Below are 20,076 nucleotides of genomic sequence, written 5' to 3'. Positions count from 1 at the left end.
AGTCCGCGCCCGCAGAACAGAACGGAACCCGCCCTCGTGAGCGCTCGAGCCTCTGGTCCCACCCTCAGCCGTCGCGGTCTTCTCGGAGCAGCCGCCGGAGCAGCCGTCCTTGCAGGCACGGGATGGACGCTCGCGGGTGCGGTACCGCTCGGCGACCCGGCAGCCACGATCCCGGCGCCGCCGGACTTCCCGGCCGACATCCCGCTCTCGCAGCAACAGTTCGTCAACTGGGCGAAGACCATCCGGTTCGACGCGGTGTGGACCGCGACCGCGCGCACCGCCGACGACGTCGTCCGCCTCGCGAACTGGGCGCACGCCCACGGCTTCCGCATCCGTCCCCGCGGATCGATGCACAGCTGGAGTCCGCTCACCCTCGAGGCCGGGCAGGACATCGAGAACGTCGTGCTGGTCGACACCATGTCGCAGCTGAACCAGGTCGTCGTCGATGCGGACGCCGCACCTCCGCGCGTGACGGCCGGAGGGGGCGCGAGCATCGAATCCATCCTCACCACGCTCGAAGCGAACGGACTGGGCTGGGCCAACTCGCCCGCCATCGGCGACATCTCCATCGCGGGGGCACTGTCGATCGGTGCCCACGGAGCCACCTACCCGGCGGCGGGGGAGACGGTGATCCCCGGCCAGTCGTTCGGCTCCCTGTCCAATCTCGTCCTGGCTCTGACCGCCGTGGTGTGGAACCCGTCGGCCGCTGCCTACGAACTCCGCGAGTTCCGCCGCGCCGAACCGGAGATCAGACCCCTGCTCGCCCACCTCGGACGCACCTTCGTCACTTCGGTGACGCTGCAGGCCGGAGCGAACTACCGGGTGCGCTGCCAGAGCTTCACCGACATCCCGTGGCGCGAACTGTTCGCCCCGCCCGGCTCGCCGGGGCGCACTTTCGAGCGCTACGTCGAGGAGCACGGGCGGGTCGAGGCGATCTGGTTCCCCTTCACCGAGACACCCTGGCTCAAAATCTGGTCGGTCTCCCCGGAGAAGCCCGCCGCCTCCCGCGAGGTGCAGGATCCGTACAACTACTACTTCTCGGACAGTCTGCCCGAGGAACTCACCGACCTGCTGGGACAGGTCGTGCGTGGCGCCCAGGGCGTCACACCGACCTTCGGTGCGTCGCAGTTCGGTGCGGTGGCAGCGGGACTCGCAGCGACCGGCACGAAAGATCTGTGGGGCTGGTCCAAGGACCTGCTGTTCTACCTGCGCGCCGCGACCCTGCGCGTGGTCGCCGGTGGCGGTGTCGTCGTGACGAGACGCGACAACATCGCCCGCGTCATCAACGAGTTCACGACGTGGCTGCACGAGCGGATGACGCACTACGCCTCGCTCGGGCAGTACCCCGTGAACATGCCGTTCGAGGTACGTCTGTGCAAGGTCGACGACGCCGACGAGGTGCTCGTCGACGCCGCCGGTGTGCCCGACCTGTCGCCGGTGCGTCCCCGCCCCGACCGGCCCGACTGGGACACCGCGATCTGGATGAACGTCGTCTCCATCCCCGGAACGGCCGGGATGCCGGCCTTCTTCCGCGAGATGGAGCAGTGGATGGCCGCCCACTATTCGGGCGATTACGCGACCTTCCGGTCCGAGTGGTCGAAGGGTTGGGCGTTCGACGACGAGGGCGGCTACCGCGACCCCGGTTTCCTCGGTGAGACGGTGCCGGCCATGTACCGCACCGGCCTACCGTCCGGGCAGGGTTGGGACGCCGCGCTCGCGGCTTTCGAGCAGTACGACCCGCACCGGGTGTTCAGCAACCGGTTCCTCGACCGGTTGCTGCCCTGACGTTCCGCTTCAGCACCCCGTGTGCGAGAAGGCCCGCATGTAGCCGGCGGTCTGATAGGCGTACGCCCATGCCCAGTACGACAGGGCGATGTCGGCCGGGCTGGCGGCCATGATGAGTTCGCCGTCGAAGCATCGGTCGAGGATGAAGCGCGCGCGGGAGACGTGCGGCACGAACGTCACGACGATGACGCTGTTCCAGCCGCGCTGTTCCGCGAGACGACGCAGTTCCATGGCCTCACCGCGCGTGGTCGGCGGGTCCGGTTCGAAGCACGTGACGGGGAATTCGTAGCGCGGGTGGTCGCACAGGTCCGTCAGCCAGACGTCCTTCGCGCCGTTGGGATTCGACACCACGACCTCGGGTGCGAAGCCTTCGAGTGCGAGTTCGAGCGCGTAGGGATAGCGCTCGTAGATCGCACCGCCGAGGACGAAGATCGCGTCCGCCCGGCGATACGGGCTGAGGTTCTCGATCTCGATCTGCGGGGCCACGTAGACGGGAAGGCCCGCGGCGATGATCGCGCACGCGACGAGCACGAGGACGGCGAGCCACCGCCGTCGCCGGGGGCGTGGTCTGGTGAGTGTGGAACCTCCGGAATTCTCCGGTGCGTCCTGCCGGGAGGCCCTGTGTCGTCGCGTCATCCGCCGAGTCCGTTCCCGCCCGACCAGAGCCGAGGCGTCTCGCGAGTGCGGTGCCGCCTTTCAGTTTAGGGTATTCAAGTCTGTTTTAATCCCTAAAAACAGACTTGAAGAATCTTTTGTGACGGGAGGGGACGTCCTTTTCCGGAGAGGTGAACAAGGTGCCCCGGAATGCGGTCAGGGCACCTTCTCCGTGAGGAGAAAGTGCCCTGACGAGTTCTTCCACGAGTCGGGGTGGCGGGATTCGAACCCACGACCTCTTCGTCCCGAACGAAGCGCGCTACCAAGCTGCGCCACACCCCGTATTGAACCCCGGTCAGCTTACAACACGAGTCCGCAGAAGATTAAATCGGCTGGTCAGCGACGTAACCCGGCGCGCTCTGCCGAATCACCGCTGGCCTGCTGCGCGGTGTCGCGCGAGGCCGGAACGAGGGTCAGCAGGGTGGCCTCCGGACGGCAGAAGAACCGGGCGGGAGCGAACGGCGACGTGCCGATACCCGCGGAGACGTGCAGTCGCATGTGGGCACCCCAGCGCGACGCGCCCTTCACCCGCGACCGGTCGATCCCGCAGTTGGTCACCAGCGCGCCGTAGAACGGCAGGCACAGCTGGCCGCCGTGGGTGTGGCCCGCCAGAACGAGGTCGTAGCCGTCCTCGGCGAAGCGATCGAGCACCCGCGGCTCGGGGGAGTGAGTCATGCCCAGTCGCAGATCGGCCGAGGGATCGGCCGCACCTGCGATCGTCTCGTACCGGTCGCGGTCGAGATGCGGGTCGTCGACACCGCCGACGGCGATGCGCACGCCGCCGATCTCGATGTCGCGGCGCACGTGCGTCATGTCCTGCCAGCCACGTTCGGTGAACGCCGCACGCAGGTCGCCCCACGGGAGCGGAGGCCCGTAGACGCGGTCGTGGTCCTTGTCGAAGTAGGCCAGCGGATTCTTCAGCACGGGAGCGAAGTAGTCGTTGCTCCCGAAGACGAACAGACCCGGGCGGGCGAGGAGTCCGCCGAGGGCCTGGACGACGGCCGGAACGGCCTTCGGGTGCGACAGGTTGTCGCCCGTGTTCACGACGAGATCGGGCTCGAGGCCGTCGAGTTCGCGCAACCAGTTCTGTTTCAGCTTCTGATTGGGAGTCATGTGCAGGTCGCTGATGTGCAGGACCCGCAGTGTCGACGCGCCGGGCGCGAGCACCGGCACCGTGACCTCGCGAAGGGTGAACGCGTTCCGTTCGATCAGCGTGGCGTAACCGAGGCCGAGAGCGGCGGCGCCGGCAGCACCGAGGGTTACGCGGCGAATTGCAGACAGGTCAGGCACTTCTCCAGCGTACCGCCGTGCGTGGTCCTCGCACGTGGTTCGCCTGTCCCGCGTAGCGTTTCCGGCATGAGCGACACCACATCCTCCCTCGAATCCAGGCTGCGGACCGACCTGACCGCAGCGATGAAGGACAAGGACAAGCTGCGGACCGAGACCCTCAGGATGCTGCTCGCGGCGATCCGGAACGAGGCGGTGTCCGGCAAGGAGGCGCGTGAGCTGTCCGACGACGAGGTGCTCCAGGTCCTCGCGAAGGAATCGAAGAAGCGCGGCGAGGCCGCCGAGGTCTACACCGAGAACGGACGCGGAGAGCTCGCGGCCAAGGAGCACGCCGAGGCACGGATCATCGACGAGTACCTGCCCACCCCGCTCACCGATGCCGAACTCGTCGACGTCGTCGACACCGCCCTCGCGCGCGTTGCGGAGGAACTCGGCACGCGGCCGGGTCCGAAGAACATGGGCCAGGTGATGAAGGCCGCCACCGAGATCGCGGCAGGCAAGGCCGACGGCAAGCGCCTGTCCGCAGCCGTGCGTTCACGCCTGTAAACCGACCGTGGAAGCCCTGCGGCTCAGTTGTCGGGGCGGCTCGGTGTCGTCGTGGGAGTGGACTCCTCCTCCGCCGGCGGACTCGACTCGCTCTGCTCGAGCTCACGTCCCGGGATGGGCGCGGGCGTCGACCGGCGGGTCGTGTCGGGCACCTCGCGGTCGCGCGGGCGGGCCGGGGTGGCGCTCGTGGTGGGAGCGACGCGGACCGATCCGTCGCTGATGAACAGCGTGACCGTCGATCCCGGGACGGCCGAGCCGCTCGGGGACGTACCCGTCACCGTTCCGGCGCGTTCCTCACCGGCGATCGTCGCCTCCGAGACCGAGAATCCGGCGTCCTGCAGTCGCTGCACCGCGCGGTCCTTCGACAGGCCCGTCACGTCCGGAACCTGGGCGTTGCCCGCGCCGCGGACGTACCGGGGATCGGGGGCGGGCAGTTCGATGGAGCCGAACTTGTTCGCCACCGGCAGCATCGCTGAGAACCATGTCCGCGCCGGTTCGGTACCGCCGAAGAGGTTGCCGTCGTAGCAGGGGCGGACCGGACCCGAGCAGATCTGGCCGGGAGTGGGGGAGTCGCCGTAGGTGTAGACCACGCCGGCGAACCGGTTGGTGAAGCCGAGGAAGGCCGACGACATGTGCGACTCGGTAGTACCGGTCTTCGCCGCGACCGGCAGGTTCCAGCCCACCGACCCCGCGGCGCCCGAAGCGGTACCGCCGGCGGCGGTGTCCTTGCTCATCGCCGTCGTCAGGGTGTCGGCCAGACCGGGCTCGACGGCCTGCTCGCACGCCTGCTGCGTGATCGGCACGGGCTTGCCCTCGCGGTCGAACACCCCCTCGATCGGGGTGGGCGGGCACCACTTGCCGTGCGAGGCGAGGGTTGCCGCGACGTTCGACAGCTCCAGCGCGTTGATCCACGTCGGGCCGAGCGTGTACGAGCCGAGGTGCTGGTTCTTCTGCATCTCGGCCATCGACTGGTCGCCGAAGCCGGAGGTGCGGGGCTGCAGGTACGACCGCAGACCCAGGCGCACCGACATGTCGACAACCGCGTCGACGCCGGTCGCCTCGATGAGCTTGACGAACGCCGTGTTCGGTGACTGTGCCAGCGCGTCGGTCACCGACAGTCGCGACGGATACGGCGCGGCGTTCTCGACGCAGTAGTAGTTGGCCGGGCAGCCGCGGGCACCGCCGTCGCCCAGACCGCGGGCGTTGTAGCGGGACGGGACGTCGAGCACGGCGGAGGTGCCGAGACCCTGTTCCATGGCGGCGGCGACGGTGAAGATCTTGAAGATCGACCCGGCGCCGTGACCGGCCAGCGAGTAGGGCTGCGGCTGGACCGTCTCCTTGGCCTCGGCGTCGAGACCGAACTTGCGGCTCGACCCCATGGCGAGGACCTTGTGCGAATCCTGGCCCGGCTCGATCACGTTCATCACCGAGGCCACGTCGTCGACGGTGGGGCTGGTGAACCGGTCGAGCGACTCTTTGACGGAGTTCTGGACCTCGGGGTCGAGGGTCGTGCGGATGAGATATCCGCCCCGGTCGATCTGCTCGCGCGACAGGCCCGAGTTCTCGAGATACTGCAGCGCGTACTCGCAGAAGTAACCGCGGTCGTCGGCAGCGATGCAGCCGCGGGGGAGCGTGTTGGGCTCGGGCAGCACGCCGAGCGGCAGTTCCTTCGCGGCGCGGATCTCGTCGGCGCGCTCCGGGATGTTGTCGATCATCGTGTCGAGCACGATGTTGCGACGGGCGAGCACGCCGTCGGGATTGGTGTACGGGTTCAGCGCCGAGCTGGACTGCACCATGCCCGCGAGCATCGCGGCCTGCGGGATGTTCAGGTCCTTGGCGTCGATGCCGAAGTAGGTCTGGGCGGCGTCCTGGATGCCGAACGAACCGTTGCCGAAGGGGACGAGGTTCAGATAGCGGGTGAGGATCTCGTCCTTGGTGAGCTGATCGTCGAGGGTCAGCGCCATGCGGATCTCACGGATCTTGCGGGCCGGCGTCGTCTCGATCGCCGCGCGGCGTTCGGCGTCGGTCTTCGCGATCACGTGGAGCAGGTAGTTCTTGACGTACTGCTGGTCGATCGTGGAGGCGCCCTGCTCGACCTGACCGCTCGTGGTGTTGGTGAGGAACGCGCGGATGGTGCCCTGCCAGTCGACGCCCTGGTGCTCGGGGAACCGCTTGTCCTCGATCGAGACGATCGCCAGTTTCATCTCGTTGGAGATCTGGTCGCTGGGCACCTCGAAGCGACGCTGGTCGTAGAGCCACGCGATCGGCTCGCCCGCCTTGTCGACCATGGTCGTCACGGCTGGGACGACACCTTCGACGAGCTCTGCGGAACTGTTGTCGACGGTGTCCGCGGCTCGGTTCGAGACGTACCCGAAACCACCCGCGGCCGGGAAGAGCATCCCTGCTACGAGAACGCCGCCGAGGGCCGTGCAACCAGCGAGCTTCGCCACCGTTCTTCGGATCGACACGCCTACACACTACGTGGCGAGGGACCGGCCGGCCGTTTCCAGGGAGCGGGCGTGGCACGACGGGCGAGGTGAAAACGCCTCCGACGTGGGACTTTGTACGTGCGTACCAGAAAAGGTTTCGTTCGCCTTGCGCGTGGGCATCAGTTTACCTAGATTGAGACATCAGTGTGACGCAGATAACACCTTGACGGGCAGGTTTTGCGCCGTTGCGGCACACGGACGGCGCAGACCTCGAACACCGCGAACCGGCGTTCGGAAAGTAAAGGGGCAACTGAATGCACATGACCACCCCGACGACCCGACTCGACGTCGACCAGGCCGAAGCGCGTATCGCTTGGGTCTCCAAGGCTCGCTGCCGCGAAGTCGATCCAGATGAACTGTTCGTGCGTGGCGCAGCGCAGCGCAAGGCTGCGGTGATCTGCCGGCACTGCCCGGTGATGCTCGAGTGCGGGGCGGACGCCCTCGACAACCGTGTCGAGTTCGGCGTGTGGGGAGGCATGACGGAGCGGCAGCGTCGTGCTCTCCTCAAGCAGCATCCCGAGGTCGAGTCCTGGGCCGATTTCTTCCAGGCGCAGCGACAGCACCAGAGCGCGGTCTAGTCACCACCTCACCGGTACACGAACCGCCGAGATCATGACCCGCGAGACATCACGCCTCGCGGGTCAATTGCTCGCCCACCGCCCGCAGCGCCTCGAGATCCGAGACCTCGAAGGGCAGCGAGGGCACCCCGACCACGGGGACGGCAGGGTTCGCCGCGGTGAAGTTGCGTAGCAACCGCAGCTCCCGCTTGGCGATCACGGCCCGGTGCGCGTGGATGCGGAGAACGGCCTCAGCGGCCTTCCCGTCCACGCCCTCCTCCTCGGCGAGCTGGTCCGCCGCGGCGAGGGCGTGATCGGACGGCAACGCCGACAGTGTCGGATGGGTGCGGTTGAGCACCAGGCCCGACAGCGGCATGCGATCGCCCGACAGTCGTTCGACGAAGAACGACGCCTCGCGCAGGGCATCGGGTTCGGGTGCCGCGACCACCATGAAGTGGGTTCCCGGCTGCTGCAGCAACCGGTAGGTGCGGTTGGCGCGCTCGCGGAAGCCCCCGAACATCGAGTCCAGCGACTGCACGAAGGCCGATGCATCCGACAGCATCTGGCTCCCGACGATCGTCGAGACCGCCTTGAGTGCGAGCCCCATCGCGCCGGTCACCAGGCGGCCGAAGCCACGCCCGGGTGCCGTGAAGATCCGGATCATCCGCCCGTCGAGGAAGGCCCCGAGCCGCTGGGGAGCGTCGAGGAAGTCGAGCGCGTTCCGGGACGGCGGGGTGTCGACAATGATGAGATCCCACTCGTCGCTCTGCGCGAGCTGACCGAGCTTCTCCATCGCCATGTACTCCTGCGTGCCGGAGAAAGACGACGCCACGGTCTGATAGAAGGGGTTGTCGAGGATCTGCTGGGCCTTCTCCGGCGTCGAGTGCTCGAGCACCATGTCGTCGAAGGTGCGACGCATGTTGAGCATCATCGCGTGCAGCTCGCCCTTCGCCTCCGGCCCGAGCTCCACCTTCTGCGGTGAATTGTCGAGCGAGGCGACCCCGAGGGCCTGTGCCAGTCGCCGCGCCGGGTCGATCGTGAGCACCACGACGCTACGGCCCCGCTCGGCCGCGCGCAACGCGAGCGCCGCGGCGGTGGTCGTCTTGCCGACACCTCCCGACCCGCAGCACACGATCACCCGGGACGAGCGGTCGTCCAGGATGCGGGCGACGTCGAGGACCTTCCGGATCGGTGCGTTCATCGGACACCCTGCTCGGCAAGGACGTCGGCGAGTTCGTAGAGGCCACCGAGATCGACACCGTCGGCGAGGGCCGGTAGGGACATGCGTGCCACCTTCACTTCGTCGAGTTGAGCGGCGCTCACCTGTTGCGCCTGGAGTACCGCGGCGTGCTCGATGGTCTCGGTCAGCAGGCCGGCGAAATCGTCGTCGGAGAGCTTGATGGACACCTTCTCCAGCGTCGTCCGGATCGCGGGCCCGGCGATGCGGCCGGCGGCGACGTCGTCGACGAGTTCCTCGGGCAGGTGCTCGGGAGCGGTGCGGTTGACGATGACCGTCCCCATCCGGAGATCGGCGGCCTCGAGCTCCTCCACCGCGTCGGCCGTCTCCTGCACGGGCAGAGCCTCGAGTAGGGTCACCAGATGGACGACGGTCTGGTCGGAGTGCAGCAGCCGGACCACACCCTCGCTCTGCGACCGGATCGGACCGGACTTCGCGAGATCGGCCATGGCCTTGGTGACGTCGAGGAAGCTGCCGATGCGGCCGGTGGGCGGGGAGTCGACGACGACCGCGTCGTAGACGGGTGCGCCGGACGCGTCGGTCCGTACCACGGTCTCCTTGATCTTGCCGGTGAGGATGACGTCGCGCAGACCCGGCGCGAGCGTGGTCACGAACTCGATCGCTCCCATCCGTCGCATCGCGCGACCTGCGAATCCGAGGTTGTAGAACATGTCGAGGTATTCGAGGAAGGCCGCCTCGATGTCGATCGCGAGAGCCGAGACCTCACCGCCACCCGGTGCGGTCGCGATTTTCGTCTCGACCGGCGGGAGCGGCGGCACGTCGAACAGCTGCGCAATGCCCTGACGTCCCTCGGTCTCGACGAGCAGAACCTTGCGACCTCCGGCGGCGAGCGCCAGTGCGAGCGCCGCGGCCACGGTGGACTTCCCGGTGCCACCCTTGCCGGACACGAAGTGCAGTCGCGCCTGGGCGGCGCCTGCCGGCCATTCGCCGGAATGTGATGTCGGAGATGCCACGATCACGAGCCTATAAGTCGTGGACGGTGAACGGTGCCGGATAAGGTCAGGATATGAGTGAAACCACCACATGGGAATACGCAACCGTGCCGCTGCTCACGCACGCGACCAAGCAGATCCTCGACCAGTGGGGTGCCGACGGCTGGGAGCTCGTCACCGTCCTGCCCGGCCCCACCGGTGAGCAGCACGTCGCCTACCTCAAGCGTCCGAAGGGCTGATCGGTGTCGCACAACACCTGGAGCGAACGCCTGACCGAACTCGGCATCACCCTGCCGCCGGTCGCCGCCCCGGTGGCGGCCTACGTACCCGCCGTCCGCAATGGCGACGTCGTCTACACCTCCGGTCAGCTGCCGCTGGCCGACGGGAAGCTGACGCACACCGGCAAGGTGGGTGCCGAGGTGTCAGCGGAGGAGGCGAAGACCGCGGCCCGCACCGCCGCGCTCAACGCGCTCGCCGCAGTCGACGGTCTCGTCGGACTCGACAACATCGCGAGCGTCGTGAAGGTCGTCGGCTTCGTGGCGTCCGCCGAGGGCTTCACCGGACAGCCCGGCGTCATCAACGGCGCGTCGGAACTGCTCGGGGAGATCTTCGGTGAGGTCGGCGCGCACGCCCGCTCGGCCGTCGGCGTCGCCGAACTGCCCCTCGGCGCTCCCGTCGAGGTCGAGCTGATGGTGGAAGTACGCTGACGCCACCTCCCCGATCGGAGGCGGCTCCCGACGGATCCGACACGAGAGGCACATGTGATGGCGCTGGTCCACCCCGCCTACGCGCAGCTGCGCCAGGTCACCGAGAACGCCGCGGTGATCCTGGCCGAGAACCCCTCGATCATGTCCCTCGAGGGAACGAACACCTGGATCCTCCGGGCACCCGGCAGCGACGAGTGCGTCGTGGTCGATCCGGGTCCCCTCGACGAAGGCCATCTCGAGCGGATCGCGCAGGTGCCGGTGGCGGCGACCCTCATCAGTCACCGCCACTTCGACCACACCGAGGGTGCCGAGCGTTTCTCGCAACTCGCGGAATGCCCGGTGCACGCAGTGCTGCCGGAACACCGCCACGGCGGTGGGCAGCAACTGTCCGGCGGTGACGTCGTCGAGGCGGCGGGTCTGCGCATCCGGGTCGTCGCGACCCCGGGGCACACCGCCGATTCGCTGTCGTTCGTGATCGAGCAGGACCGCAGTGTTCTCACTGCCGACACCATCCTCGGCCGCGGCACGACCGTGCTCGACGACTCCGACGGCGACCTCGGCGACTACCTGCGGTCGTTGAGGTCGCTCATCGGTCTCGGCGGTGGCTACACGGTGCTGCCCGGGCACGGCCCCGAGCTGCCCGACCTCGAGACGATCGCGCGGGAGTACCTCGCGCACCGGGAGGGTCGGCTCGAACAGGTGCGCGGTGCGCTGCGCACCCTCGGCGCCGAAGCCACCACACGGCAGGTCGTCGAGCACGTCTACGCCGACGTCGACCCCTCGTTGTGGGGTGCGGCGGAGAAGTCCGTCAACGTGCAGTTGGAGTACCTGCGCAGCCACGGTTGAGTCGAAGCAGCCGGACGGCTGGGTCGAAGCAGCTACGGCTGGGATACGCACATACGAAAGGCCGGGACGCGGCGAGCGTCCCGGCCTTTCGTATGTGCGTGGGTCAGCGAGCGCGACGCGCCAGACGCTCCGAGTCGGAGATCAGCACGCTCTTGCCCTCGAGACGCAGCCAGCCGCGGTGCGCGAAGTCGGCGAGGGCCTTGTTCACGGTCTCGCGGGACGCGCCGACGAGCTGCGCGATCTCTTCCTGCGTCAGGTCGTGCGTGACACGCAGGGCGCCGGCCTCCTGGGTGCCGAAACGCTGGGCGAGCTGGAGCAGTGCCTTGGCGACACGACCGGGGACGTCGGTGAAGATCAGGTCGGCGAGGCTGTTGTTGGTGCGACGCAGACGACGGGCCAGCACGCGGAGGAGCTGCTCGGCGATCTCGGGGCGCTGGTCGATCCACGCCTTGAGCGCATCGCGGTCCATGCTCACGGCTCGCACCTCGGTGACGGTGGTGGCGGTGGAGGTGCGCGGACCCGGGTCGAAGATCGACAGCTCGCCGAACATGTCGGACGGGCCCATGATCGTCAGGAGGTTCTCGCGACCGTCGGGCGAACGACGTCCGAGCTTCACCTTGCCGGAAACGATGATGTACAGCCGGTCGCCGGGCTCACCCTCGTTGAAGATGACATGGCCGCGCGGGAAATCTACAGGCTGAAGCTCTTTGATCAGCGCCGCAACCGCCGAGGGCTCGACTCCTTGGAAGATGCCTGCTCTGGCCAGGACCTCGTCCACGTGCGCTCCTTTTGGGAATGATTCGTCATCTACTGCCGGGTCTGCACGTCGACGGACTTCCTGGGCAGGTCACCTGTCAGGCGTACGAGCGCCCAGTCTATCGTGCGCGCTGCACGAGTGAGTGACCGATACCACGGAAACGATCGACGAACCCGATCATCGGTACCTCAAGGCTACCGGCAAGTAGTCGTTCAGCTGGCGCGGCGCGCGCGCAGATGACCGTCCGAATCGTCCGCTCCGTCGGTGCTCGGTCCGCGGCGGCGGCGACGCTGGAAGCGGGCCAAAGCCCCGGGGAAACCTTCACGAGCGAGTGCCGCGACATCGGCCTGGTCCGCTTTGTCGAGGAACTCTTCCACTTCCTGCTCACGGACGGACAACCGGCTCAAGCGCGCTTCGACACGTTCCATGGACAGTGCGAACAACATGAGCAGCACCGGGAAGAGGACGACAGCAAGAGCTTGCATACCCGGAAGTAAACACCCGCAAGGTCTCGGAAGAGACACGGGGCCGGATCCTGGGGAGAGTGTTTACGTAGAGTGGATCAGGTGCATGCCTCCCAGTCCGAGAGCCCCGAGACGGCCCCGCGCCGAGTGAACGGAAAGGCTCGCGGACCGGAGTCGCGACTGGCCCTCGTCCGTCGCGCGCGACGGATGAACCGGCGCCTCGCCGAGGCTTTTCCGCACGTCTACTGCGAACTGGACTTCACGAATCCGCTCGAGCTCGCCGTCGCCACGATCCTGTCGGCGCAGTGCACGGATGTGCGGGTCAACCAGGTGACCCCCGCTCTGTTCGCCCGGTATCCCGACGCCCGCGCGTACGCGGAGGCGGACCGCGCCGAGCTCGAGGAGTACATCCGCTCGACCGGCTTCTACCGCAACAAGGCCAACTCGCTCATCGGTCTCGGCCAGGCCCTGCTCGAGCGGCACGACGGCGAGGTTCCGGCCCGGCTGAAGGATCTCGTCGCGCTGCCCGGCATCGGCCGCAAGACCGCCAACGTCATCCTCGGTAACGCCTTCGATGTGCCGGGTATCACGGTCGACACCCACTTCCAGCGGCTCGTGCGTCGCTGGGAATGGACCGACGAGACCGACCCGGTCAAGATCGAGCACGCGGTGGGTGTGCTCATCGAGCGCAAGGAATGGACGCTGCTGTCCCATCGCGTGATCTTCCACGGTCGGCGCGTGTGCCACGCACGCAAGCCGGCATGCGGGGTGTGTGTCCTCGCGAAGGACTGCCCCTCCTACGGGACCGGGCCCACCGATCCGCAGACCGCGGCCACGCTGGTGAAGGGACCGGAGACCGAGCACCTGCTCGAGCTGGCCGGGCGGTGACGGAGTGCGTCCTTCCACAGCAGGCCGCTGGAGCCTGGCAGCTCTCGTCGTCGTCATCGCATTGATCGTCGCCATCTGGCCGCGCGACCGCAGCGACCCTCCGCCGGCCACCGGCCCGGGACCGGCCGCACCCTCGACCGCACCCGTGGACCGCCGGCCCCAGGACGGCGCGCAGGCCCTCGCTCCGCTGCGGGAGACCGCCGCACTCGATCCGTGCCCGCAGCCGGGCGGGTCCACGCCTGCTCCCGCCGGTCCGCTCGCCGGTCTGGTCTTCGAGTGCGTGAGCGACGGATCCTCCGTCGACCTCGCGGCCGCCCTCGCCGGAAGGCCCGCCGTGGTGAACCTGTGGGCCTGGTGGTGCGCTCCCTGCGCCGAGGAACTGCCGGTCCTCCAGGACTACGCCGCCCGGGTGGGCGAGGAGGTCACCGTCGTCACCGTCCACACCGACCCGAACGAGTCGAACGCCCTCGGCCGGCTCGCCGACTACGACGTGCACCTGCCGGGTGTGCAGGACGGCTCGGGTCGCGTACAGGCCGCGGTCGGCGCGCCCGCCGTCCTTCCCGTGACGGTGCTGCTCCGCGCCGACGGGTCGGTCGCCGCCGTGCTCCCCATCCCGTTCCGGTCGGCCGACGAGGTCGCCTCGGTCGTCGAGGAGCATCTGGGGGTGGCCGCATGATCCCCGAATGGCTCCGGCGTGTCGCCTCGGTGTCGCCGACCGACCCGCACGGTCTCAACCCGATCCTGAACCGTCGCGCCCCGCGCGTCGCGCGGGTGCGGCAGGCCTCGGTGCTGGTGTTGTTCGGCGGGTCGCCGGAGGCCGATCCGATGGCCCGCGGCGGACTTCCCGCCGACGCCGACGTCCTGCTCACCCAGCGCGCCGCGACGCTGCGGCAGCACAGCGGGCAGGTGGCCTTTCCCGGAGGCGCCGCCGATCCCGAGGACTACGGCGCCATCCACACCGCACTTCGTGAAGCGGAGGAGGAGACCGGCCTGGATCCGTCCGGGATCCGGCCGCTCGCCGTGCTCCCCGAACTGTTCATCCCGCCTTCCGGCTTCGACGTGACTCCCGTGGTCGCCTACTGGGAGACCCCGAGCCCGGTCGGAGTGGTCGATCCGAAGGAGGCGACCCGCGTGGTCCGGGTGTCGCTGCACGAGTTGCTCGACCCCGACAACCGTTTCCAGGTCCGGCACCGTCTGGGTTATCAGGGCCCGGCCTTCCAGGTGGACGGGATGCTGGTCTGGGGTTTCACCGCGGGTGTGCTCGCGGGTCTGTTCGCGGTATCGGGGTGGGAGATCGAGTGGGATCACCACGACGTCCGTGATCTCGACGTCGTACTCGCCGAACTGGAGACGGGGGTGGTCGAATCATGACCGGATCGGGCTGGATCGATCTGATCATCGTGGTGATCGTCCTGATCGCCGCGTCCTCCGGGCTCCGGCAGGGCGCCGTCGCCTCGGCGCTGGCCTTCCTGGGTGTGCTGCTCGGTGCGGTCGCGGGCATCCTCATCGCCCCGCACGTGCTCGTGCACATCGACGATGCGCGCATGCGCATCCTCGCCGGCATCGCTCTGATCGTGGTGCTGGTGGTGATCGGCGAGGTGGCCGGCATGGTGCTCGGACGTGCCGCGCGCAGCGGCATCCACAGTCCGGGTGCGCGGGCGGTCGACAGCGTCGTCGGTGCCGGTCTGCAATCGGTCGCGGTGCTCGTCGCCGCGTGGCTGCTCGCCATCCCGCTGACCGCCACGACCCAGCCCGCCGTCTCCGCAGCCGTGCGGGGATCCCAGGTGCTCGGGACCGTCGACGACGTCGCCCCCGACTGGATGCGTGCGATCCCCAACGAGTTCTCGGCGTTGCTCGACACCTCGGGTCTGCCCGAGGTGATCGGGCCGTTCGGGCGTACCCCGATCGCCGAGGTGGAGGCACCCGACGGCGGTCTCCTCGAAGGATCGGTCCCGGCCCGGCTGCAGACGAGCGTGCTGCGCATCAACGGTGTCGCACCCAGCTGCCAGAAGGCACTGGAAGGATCCGGTTTCGTCGTGGCCCCTGAACGGGTGATGACGAACGCGCACGTCGTGGCCGGAACCGCAGCGGTGACCGTCGATACGGACGGCGGCCCGCTCGAAGCGACCGTCGTGCTCTTCGATCCGGAGGTGGACGTCGCGATCCTCGCGGTGCCGGGACTGACCGCGCAGCCGCTGGATTTCGCCCCGGAGCCGGCGGAGTCGGGTGACGACGCGATCGTGCTCGGCTACCCGGGCGGCGGTCCGTACACGGCGAGCGCGGCGCGGATCCGCGAGACGCTCGACCTGCAGGGCCCGGACATCTACCGCGGCGGCACCGTCGAACGCGAGGTGTACACGGTGCGCGGCACGATCCGGCAGGGCAACTCGGGGGGTCCGCTGGTCGATCCGTCCGGCGATGTCCTCGGCATGGTCTTCGGCGCGGCGGTCGACAACACCGACACCGGTTTCGTTCTCACCGGTGCAGAGGTGAGCCGGCAGCTGGAGATGGCCGGGGTGAATCAGCCGGTTGCGACCGGCGCCTGCATCGTCTGACGTCTGCCCGTCCGGCGGACGGGCAGATCAGTCGAGTCCGCGGACGAAGTCGGCGAGCAGTGCCGTCACCGCTTCGGGCTTCTCCTGATGGGCGTAGTGGCCGGCCCCGTCGACGAGTTTCAGGATCCGTCCGGGGGCGTGCCGCACGCAGCGTCGGAGGGTCGCGGCGAGCACGTAGGGATCCAGCGCGCCGTGCAGCTGCAGGATCGGCAGGGTGAGCTCGACGTCCATGGCCTTCATGAAGCGGCGACCGTCGGGACGCCACTGGCTGCGGAACGCCCAGCGCTGGTATTCGAGGGTCAGGTGCGCCGTGCCCGGGATGCGGATCGCGGTGCGCAGCCGGTCGACGACATCGGCGAACTCGTCGGTGCGTCGCCAGCCCGGGCCGCACCGCACACGCATCAGCCGTTCGATCTCCAGGCCCTTGTCGCGAACCAGCTTCCGTTCGGGACGCCACGGCAGCTGGTAGGCGAGGAAGGTCGGCACCAGAGCCTTGCGTTGCGCGCGGTCGCGCAGGGTCGCGTCGCGCAGCGAGATGGGGTGCGGGGAGTCGACGACCGCGATGGCCCGCACGACATGCGGATGGATCACCGCGGTCGCCCAGCACACGAGGCCCCCGTCGGCATGGCCCACGAGGACCGCCTCGGTGTGCCCGAGCGCGCGGATCAGTCCCGCGATGTCGTTCGAGAGCGTCCAGCCGTCGTATCCGCGGGGCGGCTTGTCCGTGTCGCCGTAACCACGCAGGTCCACCGCGACCGCCCGGTAGCCGAGATCGGCGAAGGCGGTGAGCTGGTGACGCCACGACCACCACAGGTCGGCGAAGCCGTGCACGAACACCACGAGAGGTGTGTCCGGGTCGTGCGGACCGGCTTCGACGGCATGGAAGCGGATGCCGTTGGCGTGAATGTCTCGATGCGTCCACGGTCCGGGATACCGGACCGTGGACGGGTCGGGGACGGGCACTGGCTGTTCCGGTTCGTCAGCGGGTGACGCGGCGCGGCGCGGCGTGGCGCGGGCCGTCCGCATCGTGTCCGTCCTGGCTGCTCGGGAGGATCGACGCGGTCTGCTTGAGCGAGTCGATGGTCTTGTTCGGTGCGCGCAGCTTCCGGACCCGCATATAGCCGATCAGGGCCAGCAGGCCCGTCACCACCAGCATGATCAGGAAGACGATGAGGAAGGCGAGCCAGCGCGCCACCCAGACATCGAGGAGTTCGGCGAGAAAGAAGAAGAAGAAGAACGAACTGAAGGTCAGCACGGCGAGCGCGAGGATGAAGAACAGGCTGCCCTGCACGCCCTTCTTGACCTCGCCGGTCACCTCGGCCTTGGCGAGCTGGACTTCGGCGCGGAACAGTGTGGACAGCTGTGTCGCTGCGTCGCGTACCAGTTCGCCCACACTGGCATCGCGGGGTGTCGGAGCGTCCACCTTCGTCAACGGGATGCCCGAAATGCTCGACGGGACTCCGTTCTCCGGACGATTCGCGTTCGTCACGCTCACTACTCGACCCCTTCGGTTGGTTCGTTCCGTTGGCGGTGGGCGCGCCCACGCCGTAACAGTAGCGCCGACCCGAGGACAGAGGCGATCAATGATGTCACCAGCACGGCGGCCTTGGCGATCTCGGCGGGCTCGCCACCGTGGATGTCGCCGAGCGAAAGTTCGGCGATGAGCAGGCTCACCGTGAACCCGATGCCGCCGATCACGGCGAGCGCGAGCACGTCTCCCCACATCAGCCCGGTCGGGCGGGTGGCGAGACCGAGCCGGATCGAGATCCAGGTGGCGCCGAAGATCCCGACGGTCTTGCCGAGGAGCAGTCCGAGGACGACGGACTGGCCGACAGGATCGGTGAACACCTGGCCGAGCATCTCCGCACCGATGGGTACACCGGATGCGAACAGGGCGAACAGCGGGACGCACAGACCGGCGGACCACGGTTGGATGTGGTGGACCAGCCGCTCGGCGGGTGCGTAGTCCTCCCCGGGATCGGTGCGGACACGGGTGAGCAGGCCGAGGAGGACCCCGGCGACGGTCGCGTGGATGCCTGCGTTGTGCATGGCGTACCAGGTGAACAGTGCGAGCGGCACATACAACCACGGCGTGGTGATGCGCTTCTGCTGCGCGAACCAGTACGCCGCCGCTGCGGCCACTGTGGCGAGCAGCCACGCGACGGCGAGTCCCGAGGTGAACAGGATCGCGATGAGCGCGATGCCGATGAGGTCGTCGACGACCGCCAGGCTCAACAGGAACACCCGGGCGCTGGTGGGGATGCGCGAACCGGTGAGGGCGAGCACGCCGAGAGCGAAGGCGATGTCGGTCGCGACGGGGATCGCCCAACCCCGGTCCATTCCCGGCGCACCCCAGCCCACGACGGCTGCGATGACGGCAGGAAGGATCACGCCGCCGCATGCGGCGATCACGGGCAGGATCGCCTTCCTGCGATCGGCGAGTTCGCCTGTGACGAGTTCGCGCTTGAGTTCGAGGCCCGCGACGAAGAAGAAGACGGCGAGCAGGCCGTCCTTGGCCCAGTCGCCGACCGAGAGGTGCAGGTGCAGGAACTCCGGGCCGATCTCGAAGTCCCGCAGAGCGACATAGGAGTCGCCGAAGGGGGAGTTGACCCAGATCAGCGCTATCGCTGCGGCGATGAGCAGCAGTGAACCGCCGACCGTCTCGGTGCGGAGGAAGCGACCCAGAGGTGCGGTCCAGGTGGGTGAGGAGGTGTCGGACACGGGCGTCTTTCGCTGGGCGGATACGGGCACGGGCGAACCGTCGCCGACCAGACTTCCCGGCACACCGGGGAAGAGTCTAACGCCGGACGGAGGGCGTCCGTAGGGGTGTCCGATTTGCGGTGGGCGGAAACTCGGGTGTTCACTTTCCTAGTAAGTGGGATCTGGTCTCAGAATGTGAGTGGAGTAGTGGGGATGGTTCAGTGAGCACATCGGTCGGAGTCGAGGACGGGGGTTCCTCGCTCGTCGCAGGCGTTCCGCGCCGGCGCATCGTCGTCGCCAGCATGGTCGGCACGTCCATCGAGTTCTACGACTTCTACATCTATGCGACAGCCGCCGTCTCGGTCTTCCCGCACCTGTTCTTCCCGCAGGGCAACAGCACGACCGCGCTGCTCGCCTCCCTCGCGACCTTCGGTATCGCTTTCGTCGCCCGCCCGGTCGGATCCGTCGTCTTCGGGCACTTCGGCGACCGCATCGGCCGCAAGGTCACGCTCGTCGGCTCGCTCCTGACGATGGGCATCGCGACCTTCCTCATCGGCCTGCTGCCGACCTATCACCAGGCCGGGCTCATCGCACCGGCGTTGCTGGCGCTCATGCGCTTCTGCCAGGGCCTGGGTCTCGGTGGGGAGTGGTCGGGTGCGGCGCTGCTCGCCACCGAGACGGCCGAACCCGGCAAGCGCGCCTGGGCGGCGATGTGGCCGCAGCTCGGCGCACCCATCGGCTTCATCGGCGCCAACGGCCTGTTCCTGATCATCACGCTGGCGCTCGGCCACGACAACGGCGACCCCGACCTGTCGAGCGCCTTCCTCGAATGGGGCTGGCGCATTCCGTTCCTGCTCAGCGCGATCATGGTGATCATCGGGCTGTACGTGCGGCTCAAGCTCGAAGAGACGCCGGTCTTCGCCAAGGCCGTCGCCGAGGGCAAGAAGGTCAAGACGCCTCTCGCCGAGGTGTTCAAGAACAGCTGGCGTGAGCTGATCATCGGCACCTTCGTCATGCTCGCGACGTACACGCTCTTCTACATCATGACCACCTGGGTTCTGAGCTTCGGAACGGGCAAGACCCCCGAGGAAGGTGGCCACGGTGCCGGTTTCCAGTACGCGGACTTCCTCGTGCTGCAGCTGGTCGCGGTGCTGTTCTTCGCCGCGGCGGTTCCCGTCGCCGGGTGGCTCGCCGACCGCTACGGTCGCCGCTCGACCCTGCTGGTCGTCACGGGCGCGATCATGGTGTTCGGCCTGTGCTTCCAGTTCCTGCTGTCGAGCGACGGCATGAGCTCCGGACGCATGCTGTTCTTCCTCATCGTCGGCATGCTGCTCATGGGTCTGACTTTCGGGCCGCAGAGTGCGATCCTGCCCGAGCTGTTCCCGACCAACGTCCGCTACACGGGTTCCGGAATCTCGTACAACGTGTCGAGCATCCTCGGTGCCGCGGTGGCCCCCTTCATCGCGACGTGGCTGGCCACGAGCTACGGCGTCGGCTGGGTGGGCATCTACCTGCTGATCGCCGCGGCGACGACCTTCGTCGCGCTGCTCGTCGTCAAGGAGACCCGCGACCGGTCGCTCGACGAGGTGTAGTCGTACCGACCGCGAAAGGCCCCTTCCGGATCCGATCCGGAAGAGGCCTTCGTCGTTCG

At 68.2% G+C, this 20,076-nt stretch carries 21 protein-coding genes and 1 tRNA gene; 11 read left to right on the top strand and 11 right to left on the bottom strand.

Annotated features, from left to right (window positions below; all coding sequences use genetic code 11):
• Nucleotides 1-36 precede the first annotated feature (36 nt).
• On the top strand, nt 37-1,785 hold the full coding sequence (locus tag QR64_RS18325) for a cholesterol oxidase substrate-binding domain-containing protein (RefSeq protein WP_024102808.1): 1,749 nt from the start codon (nt 37-39) through the stop codon (nt 1,783-1,785).
• A 9-nt stretch (nt 1,786-1,794) separates the two neighbouring features.
• Here QR64_RS18325 and QR64_RS18320 read toward each other — a convergent pair whose 3' ends face one another.
• The 3 genes from QR64_RS18320 to QR64_RS28590 form a co-directional block, all read right to left on the bottom strand.
• Nucleotides 1,795-2,316, bottom strand: coding sequence for a YdcF family protein (locus tag QR64_RS18320; RefSeq protein WP_039586643.1), 522 nt, complete (start codon nt 2,314-2,316; stop codon nt 1,795-1,797).
• Between the two features lie 331 nt (nt 2,317-2,647).
• Nucleotides 2,648-2,721, bottom strand: a tRNA-Pro gene (locus QR64_RS18315).
• Between the two features lie 54 nt (nt 2,722-2,775).
• Nucleotides 2,776-3,729: a metallophosphoesterase gene (locus QR64_RS28590; protein ID WP_006552435.1), complete on the bottom strand. Its 954-nt coding sequence runs from the start codon at nt 3,727-3,729 to the stop codon at nt 2,776-2,778.
• 66 nt (nt 3,730-3,795) lie between these two features.
• Between QR64_RS28590 and QR64_RS18305 the strand changes: the two genes are divergently transcribed.
• Nucleotides 3,796-4,272: a GatB/YqeY domain-containing protein gene (locus QR64_RS18305; protein ID WP_006552434.1), complete on the top strand. Its 477-nt coding sequence runs from the start codon at nt 3,796-3,798 to the stop codon at nt 4,270-4,272.
• A 23-nt stretch (nt 4,273-4,295) separates the two neighbouring features.
• Here QR64_RS18305 and QR64_RS18300 read toward each other — a convergent pair whose 3' ends face one another.
• On the bottom strand, nt 4,296-6,722 hold the full coding sequence (locus QR64_RS18300) for a penicillin-binding protein (RefSeq protein WP_033097907.1): 2,427 nt from the start codon (nt 6,720-6,722) through the stop codon (nt 4,296-4,298).
• Nucleotides 6,723-7,015: 293 nt separating this feature from the next.
• On the opposite strand from QR64_RS18300, the gene QR64_RS18295 reads away from it, so the two are divergent.
• Nucleotides 7,016-7,339, top strand: a complete 324-nt coding sequence (locus QR64_RS18295) for a WhiB family transcriptional regulator (protein ID WP_006552432.1) — start codon at nt 7,016-7,018, stop codon at nt 7,337-7,339.
• A gap of 49 nt (nt 7,340-7,388) precedes the next feature.
• Here the strand turns inward: QR64_RS18295 and QR64_RS18290 are convergent, their stop codons facing one another.
• Nucleotides 7,389-8,519, bottom strand: coding sequence for an ArsA family ATPase (locus tag QR64_RS18290; RefSeq protein WP_039586641.1), 1,131 nt, complete (start codon nt 8,517-8,519; stop codon nt 7,389-7,391).
• Entirely contained in the window at nt 8,516-9,532 is a 1,017-nt protein-coding gene (locus tag QR64_RS18285) for an ArsA family ATPase (protein WP_371683113.1), read from the bottom strand. The genes QR64_RS18290 and QR64_RS18285 overlap by 4 nt, the downstream gene beginning before the upstream one ends.
• Before the next feature lie 50 nt (nt 9,533-9,582).
• Between QR64_RS18285 and QR64_RS26610 the strand changes: the two genes are divergently transcribed.
• Genes QR64_RS26610 through QR64_RS18275 form a run of 3 tightly spaced genes read left to right on the top strand, consistent with a single transcriptional unit; the run spans nt 9,583 to nt 11,061 of the window.
• The gene (locus QR64_RS26610; protein ID WP_006552429.1) at nt 9,583-9,747 is read left to right on the top strand and encodes a DUF4177 domain-containing protein; all 165 of its coding nucleotides are present in this window, start codon (nt 9,583-9,585) and stop codon (nt 9,745-9,747) included.
• A 3-nt stretch (nt 9,748-9,750) separates the two neighbouring features.
• Nucleotides 9,751-10,215, top strand: a complete 465-nt coding sequence (locus QR64_RS18280) for a RidA family protein (RefSeq protein ID WP_006552428.1) — start codon at nt 9,751-9,753, stop codon at nt 10,213-10,215.
• Nucleotides 10,216-10,272: 57 nt separating this feature from the next.
• Nucleotides 10,273-11,061, top strand: coding sequence for an MBL fold metallo-hydrolase (locus tag QR64_RS18275; protein WP_039586639.1), 789 nt, complete (start codon nt 10,273-10,275; stop codon nt 11,059-11,061).
• A 103-nt stretch (nt 11,062-11,164) separates the two neighbouring features.
• On the opposite strand, the gene QR64_RS18270 is transcribed toward QR64_RS18275, so the two are convergent.
• Nucleotides 11,165-11,839: a Crp/Fnr family transcriptional regulator gene (locus QR64_RS18270; protein WP_006552426.1), complete on the bottom strand. Its 675-nt coding sequence runs from the start codon at nt 11,837-11,839 to the stop codon at nt 11,165-11,167.
• Between the two features lie 191 nt (nt 11,840-12,030).
• Nucleotides 12,031-12,303 carry a hypothetical protein gene (locus QR64_RS27200; protein ID WP_033097906.1) on the bottom strand — a complete coding sequence of 91 codons (273 nt, stop codon included), beginning with the start codon at nt 12,301-12,303 and terminating at the stop codon, nt 12,031-12,033.
• 72 nt (nt 12,304-12,375) lie between these two features.
• Between QR64_RS27200 and nth the strand changes: the two genes are divergently transcribed.
• Genes nth through QR64_RS18245 form a run of 4 tightly spaced genes read left to right on the top strand, consistent with a single transcriptional unit; the run spans nt 12,376 to nt 15,725 of the window.
• The gene (nth, locus tag QR64_RS18260; protein ID WP_006552424.1) at nt 12,376-13,170 is read left to right on the top strand and encodes an endonuclease III; all 795 of its coding nucleotides are present in this window, start codon (nt 12,376-12,378) and stop codon (nt 13,168-13,170) included.
• A 4-nt stretch (nt 13,171-13,174) separates the two neighbouring features.
• Entirely contained in the window at nt 13,175-13,846 is a 672-nt protein-coding gene (locus QR64_RS18255; RefSeq protein WP_039586637.1) for a TlpA family protein disulfide reductase, read from the top strand.
• Entirely contained in the window at nt 13,843-14,541 is a 699-nt protein-coding gene (locus QR64_RS18250; protein ID WP_039586635.1) for an NUDIX hydrolase, read from the top strand. Before QR64_RS18255 ends, QR64_RS18250 begins: the two co-directional genes overlap by 4 nt.
• Nucleotides 14,538-15,725, top strand: coding sequence for a MarP family serine protease (locus QR64_RS18245; protein WP_006552421.1), 1,188 nt, complete (start codon nt 14,538-14,540; stop codon nt 15,723-15,725). The genes QR64_RS18250 and QR64_RS18245 overlap by 4 nt, the downstream gene beginning before the upstream one ends.
• 27 nt (nt 15,726-15,752) lie before the next feature.
• Here QR64_RS18245 and QR64_RS18240 read toward each other — a convergent pair whose 3' ends face one another.
• Genes QR64_RS18240 through nhaA form a run of 3 tightly spaced genes read right to left on the bottom strand, consistent with a single transcriptional unit; the run spans nt 15,753 to nt 18,446 of the window.
• Nucleotides 15,753-16,688, bottom strand: a complete 936-nt coding sequence (locus QR64_RS18240; RefSeq protein WP_039586758.1) for an alpha/beta fold hydrolase — start codon at nt 16,686-16,688, stop codon at nt 15,753-15,755.
• Between the two features lie 16 nt (nt 16,689-16,704).
• Nucleotides 16,705-17,220: a phage holin family protein gene (locus tag QR64_RS18235; protein ID WP_006552419.1), complete on the bottom strand. Its 516-nt coding sequence runs from the start codon at nt 17,218-17,220 to the stop codon at nt 16,705-16,707.
• Nucleotides 17,220-18,446, bottom strand: a complete 1,227-nt coding sequence (gene nhaA / locus QR64_RS18230; RefSeq protein ID WP_006552418.1) for a Na+/H+ antiporter NhaA — start codon at nt 18,444-18,446, stop codon at nt 17,220-17,222. The genes QR64_RS18235 and nhaA overlap by 1 nt, the downstream gene beginning before the upstream one ends.
• A gap of 200 nt (nt 18,447-18,646) precedes the next feature.
• On the opposite strand from nhaA, the gene QR64_RS18225 reads away from it, so the two are divergent.
• Nucleotides 18,647-20,017 (top strand): MFS transporter, encoded by a 1,371-nt coding sequence (locus QR64_RS18225; protein WP_006552417.1) that lies wholly within the window; start codon nt 18,647-18,649, stop codon nt 20,015-20,017.
• The last annotated feature ends 59 nt before the right edge of the window (nt 20,018-20,076 follow it).

This window comes from Rhodococcus sp. Chr-9 (assembly GCF_000801125.1).
GTDB classification, from domain to species: Bacteria; Actinomycetota; Actinomycetes; order Mycobacteriales; family Mycobacteriaceae; genus Rhodococcus; species Rhodococcus pyridinivorans.
Note: the sequence above shows the minus strand (reverse complement) of the source record. Positions and strands in the feature narration are given on the sequence as shown.

Coding starts and splice junctions, on each gene's coding strand:
- QR64_RS18305 (WP_006552434.1), top strand. CDS start 3,796: ATGAGCGACACCACATCCTCCCTCGAATCCAGGCTGCGGACCGACCTG.
- QR64_RS18295 (WP_006552432.1), top strand. CDS start 7,016: ATGCACATGACCACCCCGACGACCCGACTCGACGTCGACCAGGCCGAA.
- QR64_RS18290 (WP_039586641.1), bottom strand. CDS start 8,519: ATGAACGCACCGATCCGGAAGGTCCTCGACGTCGCCCGCATCCTGGAC.
- QR64_RS26610 (WP_006552429.1), top strand. CDS start 9,583: ATGAGTGAAACCACCACATGGGAATACGCAACCGTGCCGCTGCTCACG.
- QR64_RS18275 (WP_039586639.1), top strand. CDS start 10,273: ATGGCGCTGGTCCACCCCGCCTACGCGCAGCTGCGCCAGGTCACCGAG.
- QR64_RS27200 (WP_033097906.1), bottom strand. CDS start 12,303: ATGCAAGCTCTTGCTGTCGTCCTCTTCCCGGTGCTGCTCATGTTGTTC.
- QR64_RS18250 (WP_039586635.1), top strand. CDS start 13,843: ATGATCCCCGAATGGCTCCGGCGTGTCGCCTCGGTGTCGCCGACCGAC.
- QR64_RS18245 (WP_006552421.1), top strand. CDS start 14,538: ATGACCGGATCGGGCTGGATCGATCTGATCATCGTGGTGATCGTCCTG.